The 13,687-nt window shown below is 46.9% G+C and carries 13 protein-coding genes; all 13 read left to right on the top strand.

Annotation, left to right across the window (positions count from 1 at the left end):
• Window positions 1-106 precede the first annotated feature (106 nt).
• The 13 genes from ADA01nite_RS10965 (at window position 107) to ADA01nite_RS11025 (ending at window position 13,633) form a co-directional block, all read left to right on the top strand.
• On the top strand, window positions 107-1,543 hold the full coding sequence (locus ADA01nite_RS10965; protein WP_146810011.1) for a sigma-54 interaction domain-containing protein: 1,437 nt from the start codon (window positions 107-109) through the stop codon (window positions 1,541-1,543).
• Between the two features lie 234 nt (window positions 1,544-1,777).
• Window positions 1,778-2,581 (top strand): enoyl-CoA hydratase/isomerase family protein, encoded by an 804-nt coding sequence (locus tag ADA01nite_RS10970; RefSeq protein WP_146810012.1) that lies wholly within the window; start codon window positions 1,778-1,780, stop codon window positions 2,579-2,581.
• Between the two features lie 16 nt (window positions 2,582-2,597).
• Complete coding sequence (locus ADA01nite_RS10975) at window positions 2,598-3,776, top strand: thiolase family protein (protein WP_146810013.1); 1,179 nt, start codon at window positions 2,598-2,600, stop codon at window positions 3,774-3,776.
• Between the two features lie 14 nt (window positions 3,777-3,790).
• The gene (locus ADA01nite_RS10980; RefSeq protein ID WP_146810014.1) at window positions 3,791-4,630 is read left to right on the top strand and encodes a 3-hydroxyacyl-CoA dehydrogenase family protein; all 840 of its coding nucleotides are present in this window, start codon (window positions 3,791-3,793) and stop codon (window positions 4,628-4,630) included.
• Window positions 4,631-4,660: 30 nt separating this feature from the next.
• Window positions 4,661-5,812, top strand: coding sequence for an acyl-CoA dehydrogenase family protein (locus tag ADA01nite_RS10985; RefSeq protein WP_146810015.1), 1,152 nt, complete (start codon window positions 4,661-4,663; stop codon window positions 5,810-5,812).
• Window positions 5,813-5,835: 23 nt separating this feature from the next.
• A complete protein-coding gene (locus tag ADA01nite_RS10990; protein ID WP_146810016.1) occupies window positions 5,836-6,606 on the top strand; it encodes an SDR family NAD(P)-dependent oxidoreductase in 771 nt (256 codons plus the stop codon).
• A gap of 38 nt (window positions 6,607-6,644) precedes the next feature.
• Window positions 6,645-6,839, top strand: coding sequence for a hypothetical protein (locus ADA01nite_RS10995; protein WP_146810017.1), 195 nt, complete (start codon window positions 6,645-6,647; stop codon window positions 6,837-6,839).
• Window positions 6,836-8,389, top strand: coding sequence for a sodium:solute symporter family protein (locus tag ADA01nite_RS11000; protein ID WP_146810018.1), 1,554 nt, complete (start codon window positions 6,836-6,838; stop codon window positions 8,387-8,389). The genes ADA01nite_RS10995 and ADA01nite_RS11000 overlap by 4 nt, the downstream gene beginning before the upstream one ends.
• A gap of 17 nt (window positions 8,390-8,406) precedes the next feature.
• Window positions 8,407-10,020 carry a long-chain-fatty-acid--CoA ligase gene (locus ADA01nite_RS11005; RefSeq protein WP_146810019.1) on the top strand — a complete coding sequence of 538 codons (1,614 nt, stop codon included), beginning with the start codon at window positions 8,407-8,409 and terminating at the stop codon, window positions 10,018-10,020.
• A gap of 108 nt (window positions 10,021-10,128) precedes the next feature.
• On the top strand, window positions 10,129-10,677 hold the full coding sequence (locus ADA01nite_RS11010; RefSeq protein WP_146810020.1) for a DinB family protein: 549 nt from the start codon (window positions 10,129-10,131) through the stop codon (window positions 10,675-10,677).
• A gap of 435 nt (window positions 10,678-11,112) precedes the next feature.
• Complete coding sequence (locus ADA01nite_RS11015; RefSeq protein WP_146810021.1) at window positions 11,113-11,661, top strand: amidohydrolase family protein; 549 nt, start codon at window positions 11,113-11,115, stop codon at window positions 11,659-11,661.
• Window positions 11,658-12,011: a Rieske (2Fe-2S) protein gene (locus tag ADA01nite_RS11020; RefSeq protein ID WP_146810022.1), complete on the top strand. Its 354-nt coding sequence runs from the start codon at window positions 11,658-11,660 to the stop codon at window positions 12,009-12,011. Before ADA01nite_RS11015 ends, ADA01nite_RS11020 begins: the two co-directional genes overlap by 4 nt.
• Before the next feature lie 305 nt (window positions 12,012-12,316).
• The gene (locus ADA01nite_RS11025) at window positions 12,317-13,633 is read left to right on the top strand and encodes an MFS transporter (RefSeq protein WP_218029550.1); all 1,317 of its coding nucleotides are present in this window, start codon (window positions 12,317-12,319) and stop codon (window positions 13,631-13,633) included.
• Window positions 13,634-13,687 lie beyond the last annotated feature (54 nt).

The following is a 13,687-nucleotide window of genomic DNA, read 5'->3' on the forward strand; positions in this document are numbered from 1 at the left end:
GATTTTCACAGAAAAAAGAACGGAGATTCATCTGAAAATTGTGATAGATGGTGGAGGATAGAGAGCATATAATGAGGAAAAGGGAGGAAGGAGGGGGTTGCATACCATGGAGAAAACACGGGACAACTTTATAAATAACCAGAAGCTGTACCAGCTTTTTTATGACCCGATACATCGATGCCTGGATATTAATAGGGTGCTCCGCTTTCTTGATTATTCCTACGAAGGTCTGCTGCTTTCGGATAAGGATGGCCGGGTTCTTTATGCGAACCAGGCATTGGAGAGAATCTCAGGATTTTCGAGGAAAGAAATCGTCGGGCGGACTCCGCAGGAAATGGAAGAGAACGGGCTCATTATCCATCAGTCACTGAAAGTACTCAAAAAAAATCCCCTGACGATTTCCCAAAAGCTAAAAACGGGAAGAGAAGTGTTTATTACAAGCCAGCCAGTACGAGATGAAAACGGGAATATTCTCTGCTATATTGCCAATTACAGAGATTTGCATGAAATTAATGAATTGCATCAGGAACACCAGCTGCGCAAGGATATTGATTATACCGAACTTCAAGAGCTGCGTTCCCGTTTTCTTGAGACGGACGAGTTTATAAGCCGTAGTTTTAAAATGAAGCAGGTACTTGAGAAAACATGGAAAGTGGCGAAGACGGAAGCCATTGTTCTGATAAGGGGAGAGTCCGGCACAGGGAAAGAGGTTATTGCAAAGACAATACATAAGGCAAGTTCGCGTGCCGATGGGCCGTATATCCAGATTAACTGTGGGGCGATCCCCGAATCTTTAATGGAAGCAGAGTTGTTCGGATATGAAAAAGGCGCGTTTACAGGAGCGGAACGCAGCAAGGCTGGACTCCTTGAAGCAGCTAACGAGGGAACGGTTTTACTTGATGAAATCGGAGACTTGCCGCTTCATCTGCAGGTAAAACTGCTTCGCGTGATCCAGACGAAGGAGTTCTACCGGGTAGGAAGTACAAAACCGCGTTCGCTGAATATACGCTTTGTCGCAGCGACCAATCGCGACTTAAGTGAGATGGTAGATAAAGGACTCTTTCGTGAGGATTTGTATTACCGGCTGAATGTTGTTCCGATTTTTCTTCCGCCGCTGCGAGAACGTAAAGAGGATATTATTCCGCTGGCGTGCTACTTCCTGGATAAAAATAATGAGAAATACCACTGTCATAAAAAGTTTGATGTGAGAGTTTGCCAGGACATAGAGAACTACGAATGGCCGGGAAATGTTCGGCAGCTTGAAAATGTGGTCGAACGCATGGTGATTATGGCTGAAGGAGACATCATTGATGCCTCTCTTCTTCCAGAAGAGATTCGCCAGAAGAAAACAGAAACGGACATACCCGCCATACCGGCACGCGAGAGAGACATCATCCCGCTAAAGAAAGCAAGGGAAATGGCGGAAAAGGAACTTATTATATATGCGTTAGAAAAATATAAAAGCATAAGAGAAGCAGCCAGGCATCTGGAGGTAGATCATTCTACACTCATTAGAAAAATCAGAAAATACGACATTATGTAAAAAAACGGTGCGAAAAAGCACCGTTTTTTTGTCTCTTTCCTTTTTTGGTGCATTTTTGCAGGGGAATTAGGTGTGTTTTTGCACCGGTTTTTGGACGCGGTAGCTCGGTTTTTCAAAAAGTAGAAAGAAAAGCATAGGAAAAATGAAGAGGGAAGAGGTTTTTGAAGGTAAAATGCTGTCCTTAAAAATTGGCATGTTCTTTGCTTTTTAGCTAAAAGCAAAGGGGGGAACAAAATGTTGGATTCTTCTATGAAAGAAAAGGCAGAAGAAGAGGAGTACCGTTATATTGTACTCGAAAAAAAGGAAGGGGTCGGTATTCTTTACATAAACCGACCCGAAGCGAAAAATGCTTTGAATGGCACTCTTGTTGAAGAACTTCGTTTAGCATTTACCCGGTTGGGTGAGGACCCGGGCATACGTGTAATTGTGATCACAGGAAAAAATCGCGTCTTCGTCGCGGGAGCGGATATTAAAGAGATGGCAGGATTGTCTGTCTCGGCTACATATGAAATAGCATCCCGGATGAAGGAGCTTCATCATCAAATGATCTGTTCAACAAAGCCTGTTATTGCCTGTATCGAAGGGTATTGCCTGGGCGGAGGAATGGAACTGGCCCTTGCCTGTGATATTCGAATCGCTGCCCCTGATGCTGTCTTCGGATTGCCTGAAATTAAGCTTGGCATTATTCCTGGCGGGGGCGGAACGCAGCGCTTGCTTGAAACGGTAGGTCCAGCGGTTGCTTCCCATCTTATTTTCACCGGTGATTTTATTTCAGCGGAGCGTGCGTATGAAATAAAACTCATCAGTGAAATTGCAGAAGATGTACAAACGACAGCTTTGCAGCTGGCATGCCGGCTTGCGCAGGGGAGTCAAACGGCGCTGGCAGCTGCCAAGCGAATGATTAATGGACAGCTGCAGCAATGCCTGGCCGGGCGTCTGGAAGCGGAAATGTACGAGTTTTCACTCTTGTTTGATTACCCTGACTCACTCGAGGGCATGAGCGCATTTATGGAAAAAAGAAAACCTGTATTTAAATGAGAAGAGGAGGAAGAACATGCGAGATGTTTATATTGTATCGGCTGCCAGAACGCCGATTGGCCGGTTTGGCGGAAGTTTGCAGCCGCTGACTTCATCTGAATTGGGTGCGATTGCATTTGAAGCCGCCGTGCAGCGCGCCGGGATCGATACCGGACAGATTGATGAAGCGATTATCGGAAATGTGTTTCAAGCGGGCGGAAAAGGAAATCCGGCACGACAGGCGGCAATAAAGGCAGGGCTTCCTGAAACCGTGCCCGCCATGACGGTAAACAAACAGTGCGCTTCCGGAATGCGCGCCATTTCACTCGCCTACCAGCAAATTCTCGCTGGAGAAGCAGAGGCTATCCTGGCCGGGGGAACAGAAAGCATGAGCAATGTCCCGCATCTTGTTCTTGACGGGAGATGGGGGAAAAAGATGGGAGCGCTTATGACGGTAGATGGGTTGCTGTATGACGGGCTTCATTGTGCTCTAGAAGGCTATCATATGGGTGTAACAGCGGAAAACCTGGTTGCCCAATACGGAATTTCCCGCGAGGAACAGGACGCATTCGCCCTGGAAAGCCAGCGAAAAGCACGACGGGCTATCGATGACGGGCGTTTTACAAAAGAAATTGTTCCTGTCCAGATAAAAACGAAGAAAGGAATACAGGTGGTTGATACCGATGAGCATCCGCAAGATACAAGTCTGGAACTGCTCGGCAAACTTCGCCCCGCTTTTGTAAAGGAAAACGGAAGCGTGACGGCCGGAAATGCTTCGGGATTGAACGATGGTGCTGCCGCTGTGCTCGTGGTGTCTGAAGATAAAGTGAAAGAATGGGGGCTGACGCCGCTTGCAAAAATTCGCGCCGTTGCTTCTGCCGCCGTTCCACCTTCAATTATGGGAATTGGGCCTGTTCCTTCGACGAAGAAAGCGCTTGAGAAAGCAGGGCTTTCGATCGGTGATGTTGATTTAATTGAGCTCAATGAAGCATTTGCGGCTCAAGCACTGGCCGTTATGCGTGATCTGGACATACCGGAAGAAAAGCTGAATGTGAACGGCGGCGCGATTGCCCTCGGTCACCCGGTCGGCTGCTCCGGCGCGCGGATTGTTGTTACACTTATCCATGAGCTGATTCGCCAGAACAAGTCAATTGGCCTTGCCACGCTTTGCGTTGGGGGAGGACAGGGCACGTCCCTGATTATTGAAAGAGTGTAAAGGGGAGAAAGCAGATGAAAAACATACTTGTTGTCGGTGCAGGGCTGATGGGAGGAGGCATTGCGCTTGTCGCAGCAAAAGCCGGGTATAATGTCATTCTTACAGATCGTACGGAAGAGGATATAAAGCGCGGCCGAAGCATGATGGAGAAGACATGCGGATCGCTTGTCAAAAAAGGAAAGTGGAGCGAAGAGGAAGCAAACCGAAGTCTAACGAACATTCGGATGGTGACACGGCTTGAGGAAGGGAGAAACGCAGACCTTGTTATTGAAGCGGTGCCGGAGAAAATGGATCTGAAGCAGGCAGTATTCCGCCAACTGGACGAAATTGTTCAACCGGGCGCCATTCTGGCGAGCAACACGTCCTCACTTTCCATTGCAGCCATCGGGTCAGTAACACGTCGTCCGGATAAGGTTGTAGGTATGCATTTTTTTAGTCCGGTTCCAGTCATGGAGTTGCTTGAAGTCGTTCGTTCAATGAGAACGTCCGAAGAAACGATACAGCAGGCGTTGTCTGTTGGCAAAAAGCTCGGCAAAAAGACAATTACAGCAAAAGACTATCCCGGATTTACCGTCAATCGTGTGCTTGTGCCGATGTTAAATGAAGCAGCTTATCTTGTCATGGAAGGCAATGATCCAAAAGAAGTTGATCAAGGAATGATGCTCGGCGCCAATCATCCCGTCGGTCCGCTCAGGCTGGCTGATTATGTCGGCATCGATGTATTGTTGTTTACGCTAGAAAGCCTGTATGAAGGATTTAATGATTCAAAATACCGTCCCTGTCCGTTACTGAAGCGGATGGTTGAAGCCGGACTGCTCGGCAAAAAGTCAGGCCAGGGATTTTATTCTTATTAAAACACTCAACCGAATGAGAGGAGAAAAAGCATGTATTTAACAGACGAGCAGGATATGATACGGAAATTGGCCCGCGATATTGCAAAGGAGAAAATTGCGCCACATGCAAAGCATGTGGATGAAACCGGGGAATTTCCCTGGGAAAATATAAAAGTACTCGCAAAGAATGGACTGTTCGGCATTCATGTTCCGGAAGAATATGGTGGTACGGGGGCCGATATGGTAAGTCATGTGCTTGTTATTGAGGAAGTTGCAGCCGCCTGTGCGTCTACCTCCGTCGCTTTATCCACGCAGGCGCTGGCTATTGCTCCGTTTTTAATCGGAGCAAATGAAGAACAAAAAGTTCGCTATGTAACCCCGCTCGCACGTGGTGAGGTACTTGGTTCGTTTGGCATTACAGAGCCGGGAGCCGGGTCGGATGTATCCGGATTACGCACGACAGCGTGCCGGGATAGGGCGGGATATGTATTGAACGGCCGGAAAATATTTATTACTAATGCAGGAGAATCGGAAATTTACGTCATTGTCGCCCGCACTTCAGAGCACCGGACACGAGGAGTTAGCCTGTTTATCGTGGAGAAAGGCACCCCCGGCCTGTTTTTCGGAAAAAAAGAGGATAAGATGGGGATTCGCGGTTCTGCGACACGCGAGGTGATGCTGGAGGATGTCTGGGTTCCAGAAGAAAACCTTCTCGGAGGCGAGGGGAACGGTTTTAAAATTCTTATGGAGGTATTTAATGAAACGCGGCCGGTCGTTGGCGCACAGGCGCTTGGCATTGCAAAGGGCGCCTTTGAGTATGCCCTGCAGTATGTAAAAGAAAGAAAGCAGTTCGGAAAACGAATTTTTGATTTTCAAATGGTCCAGGCCATGCTTTCAGATATGGCAATGCAAATTGAGGCATCCAGGTTGCTTGTATACAAGGCAGCGCAGATGATCGACCGTAATGATAAAGAAGTGGCGCCTTACTCCTCGATGGCGAAATGCTACGCTTCCGATACTGCCATGAAAGTGACGACGGATGCCGTTCAATTGCTAGGCGGGTATGGCTATATCAAAGAATACCCGGTCGAACGAATGATGCGGGATGCCAAAATCACACAGATTTATGAAGGAACGAATCAAATTCAGCGTCTTATCATTGCCAAGCATTTATTAGAAGATAAAAAGCTGCAATTATCATAATTTTCCCTCATAGGAGGAGTGCTATGAATGCATTGTTTGATTTGCGTGGAAAGTCAGCTATTGTGACCGGGGCGGGAAGAGGAATCGGAAGAAGCATTGCCATCGGTATCGCCCAAGCGGGGGCCGATGTTACATTGTGCAGCCGTACTGAGACGGAATTAGCCAGCCTTGCTGCAGAGATTGAACGATTTGGCCGCAGGGCGCTGGTTGTTCCATGTGATGTAACGAAAGCAGAGGAAGTCCAGCATGTTATAGATATGACAAAAAACGAGTTTGGCCGGATTGATATTTTGATTAATAATGCCGGAATAACGAAAAAAACGCCGGCGGAAGACTATGAGCTTGAGGATTGGAACCGCATTATTGCGGTCAATCTAACCGGAGTCTTTTTGTTCGCCCAGTATGCCGGGCGTGAGATGATTAAGCAGGGAGGCGGAAGAATTATCAATATCTCTTCTGTCGCTTCGCAGACAGCCGTGACTGGATCAGTCGCCTACTGCGCCAGCAAAGGCGGTGTCAATATGATTACGAAAGTGCTGGCGGTTGAATGGGCGAAATACGGAGTGCAGGTGAATGGAATTGCTCCGTCTTATTTTGAAACGCCGCTTGTAAAGCAGATTAAAGATACACGTGAAGGATTTGCAGAACAGATTGCAGCAAGAACACCGCTTGGCCGTATGGGGCATCCGGATGAACTCGTAGGTGCTGCTGTATTTCTTGCTTCTGATGCTTCTTCTTATATTTCAGGAGAAACCATTTTTGTGGATGGCGGCTGGGTAGCTGTTGGCTTGTAGCGGATGATAGAAGATATAAATGAAAGGAGGATGGCAGCATGGAATCTTTTTTAGGTATTCCTACGGAAGGATGGAAAGCGCTTTCTATTTGGCTGGCTGTAATCGTGTTTCCCTGGACGTATTCACTATACATGTTAAGAAGAATTGATAAATCCGGGGTTGCCCGCTGGGGTTCAAGATATCCAAAACGCGAGAATAAGGAAGGGGAAAAAGAAAAGGAGGTTGCTTTATGAACTGGACGCTTGTCGGAATATCCTTGGTGTACTTTATGCTGCTTTTGTACTTTACGAAAAGAGGGTATAAGAAGTCGGACTCACTTGATGACTTCACTGTCGGGGGCTGGAGTATGGGGCTGTTCGTAAACATCGGATTTTTTGCCGCCACCTGGATTAGCGCGGCGTCCGTTCTCGGTGTGCCGAGTATGCTGTACGGAATAGGCTTTGCCGCGGTAACCGGCTGGTTTTCGGGCTGGTTTTTTGCCAACGCACTCCTTCCGATTCTTGCCTATAAACTGCGACGTCCTCAATTCCCGGTTCGTACGATCCCTGAATTTATGCGGCTGCGCTATGAGCCGTTTGTTGATAAAAGCAAAATTCAGGTCATCGCTTCACTCATTACCATTGTCGGCTATTTAATTTATGTGACGATTCAGATTAAAGGCATCGGTATCATCGTCTCTACCATGACAGGACTTTCTTATGAAGTTTCCCTCTTCGTCTTTCTCGTCTTTATTATGATTACTGTGATAGGTGGCGTGTGGTCGATCGCGCTTACTGACTTGTTTAATACAGGGGTGATTGTCGCCGGTCTTATCCTTGCGGCGGCGTTTATTCTGCCGCAGGTCGGTGGATGGGACGCGATGTTTGCGCAGGCGATGTTTATTAATACCTCCCCTACCGTCGGAGCACCGCCAACGGAAGCAGGGTCGCTGTTCAGTCCGCTGGGAACTTTTACATTATCCGCGATGATCGGTATCTTTTTCTCAAATTCGCTTGGTGCCTCGGTCGCTCCGCACTGGCCGACACGCCTGCTCTCTGCAAAAAATGTACGAACGGCAATTCTCACACCGCTTCTGTCCACCTTACTGATCGCCGTCGTGTTCATTTGTCTCCTCGTTCTCGGCATTGGCGGACGGGTTCTTATACCGACCATGCCGGAAGGAAGCGGCACCGACTCGATTGTGCCGCTGCTAATTACACAGTTCATGAATCCGTTGATTGGCGGAATTGTGCTAGCGGCTATCTTTGCGGCGGCACTTTCTACAGCAAACGGGATGGTCCTGCATACGGCCATTGCGCTCACGTACGATATCATCCGCAATATGCGCAGAAACAAAATGGATGATAAGAAGCTGATTCGGCTAACACAGGTGCTGCTGGGCGTTCTTGGCTTATTGGCCACTGTGCTCGCATTAAAGCCTCCCGCTTTTGTCGCGCTTGCTGCCGTGTACGTGTTCGGGCTTTTTGGTGCTGCGTTTATTGGACCGTTGTACCTTGGGCTGTACTGGAAGCGGACAAACAAACAGGCCGCTTATGCAGGGACGATTGTCGGTGCCCTTTCGTATATCGTGTTCTCTGCGCTCACCACCATGAAGCTCATGCCGGACACAATACCGGCCATTGTGCTTGCCATGCTGATTTCCATTGGCAGTATGGTTATTTGTTCCTACCTTTTCCCGGCGGCGCCAAAGGAAGCATGGGAACCGTATTTTGAAGAAGAAATTTCACCAGAAACGCAAACCGTTGTAGATAAGGTTATGAAGCAGGTAGAACATTCCGCATAATGGAAAGGAGAATTCAGATGCAGCATACAGAACGTCCCTGGCTTTTTTCATACCCGGAAGGTATCCTACATGAGATTGAGATTCCGCAAAAGACCCTGCTTGATTATCTTGAACAGGCTGTCGAAGTAAACGGTGACCACCCTGCACTCGTATTTGAAGGAACGGCATACACATACGAAGAGCTGGCAGATAAAATTTACCGGCTAGCCGGTGGGCTGTCCACGCTGGGGGTAGAGCGTGGGACGCGCGTCGCGCTTATGATGAACAATAGTCCAGAGCTTGTATTCTCCTATTATGCGGTGCTTGGTCTCGGTGCGATTGTTGTGCAGAATAATCCGATGTACACAGCGCGCGAACTGCTTTACCAGCTTAAGGACTCTGGTGCGGAAGTGCTGATTATCGAGGAAAAACTATATGAAGGCATTCGTGATGAGTTGGAAGAGGCAGATCTGCGCCATGTGGTGCGAGCACGTACTGCCAGTTCTCAGGCATGTACGGTAGAGGGGTTAATGAACGACCATAAGCCGCTTCGTATGCAAAGGAACGCAGAATGGATGGAGGATATAGCGGTTCTTCAGTATACAGGGGGAACGACCGGTGTATCGAAAGGAGTCATGCTAACCCACCGGAATCTGGTTGCTAATGTGTTGCAGGTTGAGGCATTTATGGGAGTATACTGCCGATATGGAAAAGAAAAAATCCTAAATGTGCTTCCGCTGTTTCATGTGTATGGTATGACGGTAGCGATGAACTTGAGCGTTGTACTCGGATCTACATTGTATTTGCTAGAACGATTCTCTTCCCGGCAAGTGCTTGAAATTATTGACAGGGAAAACATTACGATGTTTCCTGGGACGCCCACCATTTATGTTGCAGTAAATGGAGATCCTGACATCGGGCTCTATGATTTGTCGTCGATCCATACATGCATCAGCGGTTCGGCTCCACTTCCCGCTGAAGTAAAAAAATTATTTGAAGAACGGACAGGGGCAAAGTTGGTCGATGCATACGGCCTTAGTGAAGCCTCCCCGGTAACCCACAGTAACCCGGTAAACGGAAAGCGCGTGACTGGAAGTATGGGTCTTCCGATTACAGGAACAGACTGTCGGATTGTCGACATGCACGATGGGGAGACCAGAATGCCGGCCAATACGCCAGGTGAGTTGATTGTGAAGGGACCCCAGGTAATGAAGGGGTACTGGAACCGCCCGGAGGAAACGGTACAGGTGCTCAAGGACGGCTGGCTGTATACCGGGGACATTGCGTATATGGATGAAGAAGGATACTGCTTTATTGTTAGCCGTAAAAAAGATGTAATTATTGCAGGCGGATACAATATTTATCCGCGTGAAGTTGAAGAGGTGCTGTTTGAGCATCCGGGTGTCAAAGAGGTGGTGGTTGCCGGTGTGCCGGATGAGTACCGTGGGGAAACGGTAAAGGCCTATATTGTGCCCGAATCGAGTAGAGTTCCCGATGAAGAGGAAATTAAAGCGTTCTGTCGGGAGCGTCTGGCCAGATATAAAGTGCCCACACTTATAGAGTTTCGCGATGAACTCCCTAAGACGGCCGTCGGGAAAATTTTACGCCGGACATTGATTGAGCAAGAACGGCAAAAACAGGAGTACACGTAAAATGCTAAATGCTGGCCGAAAGCTTCCAATCATCTCATAACTGTTTTTTCTTTTCACAAGTATACAGAATGTATAGTAAAATTTTGATATTGTGAAGGGAGGGATAGTATGCTGACGTTTCATGAGATTGAAGGCTATATCGATCAGAAAAGAAATGAATTGCTTCAAGCGATTTCGCAGTTCCGTGAGGATGAGCTTCACCTCACTGAGCATGATGGGGGATGGACCGTTCCTGAGATCATCGAACACCTGGTGCTTGTCGAATCATTTGTTGTTGAGCAAATTGACGATATCATTCGCCGCCTTCCGGATGAACCATCAGAATCAATCGACGAGAAAGCAGTCGATGTTGTAGTCCTGTTCAAGGCCAAGGGAGTCATTGGAAGGAAAACAGTTGCTTCGGAAAACCTCATTCCAACAGGAAGAGTCAAGCTTTCGGAATCATTAGAGAAACTGGCCGCTGTTAGAGACAAATTGAAATCTTATCTCCCCCATCTTGAGAGGAGAGCGACGAATTTAGTCACGGCTCATTTTGATATTCTTGGAATTGATATGAATGCATGCCAATGGGTTCACTTCTCATCCATACACGAGAGAGCCCACATCAATCAGATAAACCGTATTCGTCAGACAACGCTGAATCAGGAAAGAAACTAAATTTTGGGCTTCAAAGTCTCCAAACTATAAACAAAGGACAACCATGCGGATCGCTGCGGTTGTTCTTTTTTGCAGTATTAGGGAAGTAATCGATTGTGATGTTCACCAAACATTAAAAAGCTTTGACGATTTAAAACCTTACCTTCCCCGGGTATGGTGGGAGCGATTGAGTGCCCCTGAAGCTACATTACCAATATCAATCTGGAAACCTATTCCATTGTCCCGGCGGGATGCATCACCTGGTAACGGACTTCCTCCTGGTTCAGACCCAGAATATGCGAAGGTTGATTTACTGGATCGCTACAATATAGACAAAGCAATTCTTACAGGTAGTCTGCTTACAGTGTCCGCACATAATAACCCGGATTACGCAGCAGCAGTGGCCTCAGCATTCAACGACTATACCCTTGATACTTGGATACCAACGGATGATCGATGGCTGGCATCATTCACGGTGGTGGCCAAGGGGACGGTATCAATCCCCCAATTTCGGCAGTCGGTCATCCAACGACAAATTTTGAACGTCACAATATCTTGGCGATCCATCAAATGTCACATTTAAATAGTATTGTTTGTGAGGGCATGTTTGAAACCTTTCCAGCGTTGAAAGTGATTTTCATCGAAGGTGGTTTAGCATGGGTTCCGCATTTGATGTGGAGAATGGACAAGAATTTTCGGGCTATGCGGAAGGAGGTTCCGTGGCTGCGATACAAACCGAGTGAATATATTATTCAACATTGCCGCTTTACAACGCAGCCTATCGAAGAACCGGATAATCATGAACTTATCCAGATGCTCAAAATGATGCGCGCAGAAAAAACAGTGATGTTTGCGACAGATTATCCACACTGGGATAATGACACTCCAACCTTTGTGCTCAATAAACTACCTGAGGAGATGCGTCGACGCATAGCGTATGATAACGCTGCTGAACTGTATCAATTGAATGGTCGTTCTGTCGGAACGGGAGGTGGCTCGATATGATGAAACACGATGTAGCCGAAGTTGGAGAGATTGAAATTGGGAAATGTAAGATCGTAAGCATTGGGGGACGAAGCATCGGTATTTATTACAATGGTGAGAATTATTTTGCAATCCGTAATGTGTGTCCTCATGAACAGGCCGAACTGTGTAAAGGTACATTTACAGGAACAACATTACCTTCAAAACCACATGAATACATTTACGGAAGGGATGGAGAAATTTTGGTTTGCCCTTGGCATGGATGGGAGTACGATGTTAATACGGGACAGTCGCTAGTTGATCCAAATAGATACAGGGTAAAAGTTTATGAGGTATCGGTTGAAAACAACAGAATTATGGTGCGTATTTGATATCACCCCTTGATTTTTAAGCATACTTATTTTCTTCTCTCATAAGAGTAACTAGAGAGGGGGTGAATCTTTTATTCAAAAGTTCTTCCTCAATGGATGAAGCGAAGCGTCCAGGAGGAGAAACGATTTCAATGGATAGCGCGAAAAGGGGGGAGGGACGTTTATTTAATTGTGCCGTATTAAAATACACCCAAATTGCTCCAGAGTTTTTTGTAATCGCTTTCAAATGAATTTTAGCCTTAGCCAGATTCTCTTTTTCATAGGCGAATCGTAATCTTATGAAAAGAAGAAATGAGGGGTTTAACATGTCCCAGAAGAAAAGTCAGACTGTAAAAGCGGCATTTTCGGGCTTTATAGGAACAGCCATCGAATGGTATGATTTCTTTTTGTATGGAACAGCAGCCGCTCTCGTATTCCCGAAACTTTTTTTTCCGGAATCGGATCCCCTGGTTGGAACACTTCAAGCATTTGCAACCTTTACCCTCGGGTTTGTAGCGCGACCGATCGGCGGAATTATTTTTGGCCACTTCGGGGATAAAATCGGTCGTAAGTCGATGCTAGTGATTACCCTTTTAATAATGGGGATCGCTACTACCCTAATTGGCTTATTGCCTGTTTATGAAAGCGTCGGTGTTTTGGCGCCAGCCCTGCTAATTGTTCTGCGTCTATTGCAAGGTGTTGGAGTAGGAGGGGAATGGGGAGGCGCTGTATTAATTTCTGTGGAGCACGCCCCGGATGGAAAAAGGGGTTTCTATGGAAGTTGGACGCAGATGGGAGTGCCAGCCGGAATGTTGCTCTCAACAGTCATTTTCGCTCTCTTTTCGGCTCTGCCTGAAGAACAATTTTTATCTTGGGGTTGGCGAATTCCTTTTCTAATTAGTATTCTCTTGGTTATTGTGGGGCTATTTATTCGTTTACACATCATGGAAACTCCGGCTTTCGAGAAGGTAAAAGAGTCGGGGGAAAAAGCTCACCTTCCAATCTTGGAAGTGTTGAAAGCTCATCCGAAGCAAGTGTTGCAGGCGATGGGTGCGCGTTTTGCTGAAAACGGGACATTCTATATCTTCAGTACATTTGTATTAACCTATGCAACAACACAACTAGAGGTATCCAGGAGCATGGTGCTGAACGGAGTAATTCTTGCAACTGCTATCGAGTTTATCACTATTCCGCTGTTTGGTGCGCTGTCCGACCGAATTGGTCGTCGTCCATTATATATGGGAGGGGCGGCTTTTACAGCTCTGTTTGCTTTCCCTTTCTTCTGGCTAATCGATACAAAATCAACTTCGCTCACCTGGATGGCCATTGTAATTGCCCTTGCTATCGGACACGCTATGATGTATGGACCCCAGGCTGCTTTTTTCTCTGAACTTTTTGGAGCAAAAGTCCGTTATAGCGGAATTTCAATGGGTTATCAGCTGGCGTCTATATTTGCAGGAGGACTAGCACCTCTTATCGCTACTTCTTTGATTGCTTTGACAGGCGGAGATCCCTGGGGAGTCGCTGTTTATTTGATTGGAATGTGTATCGTAACATTTATATCTGTTTATGTAACGTCTGAAACGAATAAAAAACGAGTAAATGTAACAGAAAAAACATCGATAGAAAAAAGCATTCATTGACCGGATTGTGCTTAGCAAGACCTTTGCCTGATAGGGCAGAGGTCTTTTTATTGG

The organism is Aneurinibacillus danicus (assembly GCF_007991215.1).
In the GTDB taxonomy this organism is placed as follows: Bacteria; Bacillota; Bacilli; order Aneurinibacillales; family Aneurinibacillaceae; genus Aneurinibacillus; species Aneurinibacillus danicus.

Bases quoted from the DNA above. Each gene is read 5' to 3' on its own strand.
- ADA01nite_RS10985 (WP_146810015.1), top strand. From the start codon at position 4,661: ATGTATTTAACAGACGAGCAGGATATGATACGGAAATTGGCCCGCGAT.
- ADA01nite_RS10970 (WP_146810012.1), top strand. From the start codon at position 1,778: ATGTTGGATTCTTCTATGAAAGAAAAGGCAGAAGAAGAGGAGTACCGT.
- ADA01nite_RS11015 (WP_146810021.1), top strand. From the start codon at position 11,113: ATGGCTGGCATCATTCACGGTGGTGGCCAAGGGGACGGTATCAATCCC.
- ADA01nite_RS11020 (WP_146810022.1), top strand. From the start codon at position 11,658: ATGATGAAACACGATGTAGCCGAAGTTGGAGAGATTGAAATTGGGAAA.
- ADA01nite_RS10990 (WP_146810016.1), top strand. From the start codon at position 5,836: ATGAATGCATTGTTTGATTTGCGTGGAAAGTCAGCTATTGTGACCGGG.
- ADA01nite_RS11005 (WP_146810019.1), top strand. From the start codon at position 8,407: ATGCAGCATACAGAACGTCCCTGGCTTTTTTCATACCCGGAAGGTATC.
- ADA01nite_RS10995 (WP_146810017.1), top strand. From the start codon at position 6,645: ATGGAATCTTTTTTAGGTATTCCTACGGAAGGATGGAAAGCGCTTTCT.
- ADA01nite_RS10980 (WP_146810014.1), top strand. From the start codon at position 3,791: ATGAAAAACATACTTGTTGTCGGTGCAGGGCTGATGGGAGGAGGCATT.
- ADA01nite_RS10965 (WP_146810011.1), top strand. From the start codon at position 107: ATGGAGAAAACACGGGACAACTTTATAAATAACCAGAAGCTGTACCAG.
- ADA01nite_RS11025 (WP_218029550.1), top strand. From the start codon at position 12,317: ATGTCCCAGAAGAAAAGTCAGACTGTAAAAGCGGCATTTTCGGGCTTT.
- ADA01nite_RS10975 (WP_146810013.1), top strand. From the start codon at position 2,598: ATGCGAGATGTTTATATTGTATCGGCTGCCAGAACGCCGATTGGCCGG.
- ADA01nite_RS11000 (WP_146810018.1), top strand. From the start codon at position 6,836: ATGAACTGGACGCTTGTCGGAATATCCTTGGTGTACTTTATGCTGCTT.
- ADA01nite_RS11010 (WP_146810020.1), top strand. From the start codon at position 10,129: ATGCTGACGTTTCATGAGATTGAAGGCTATATCGATCAGAAAAGAAAT.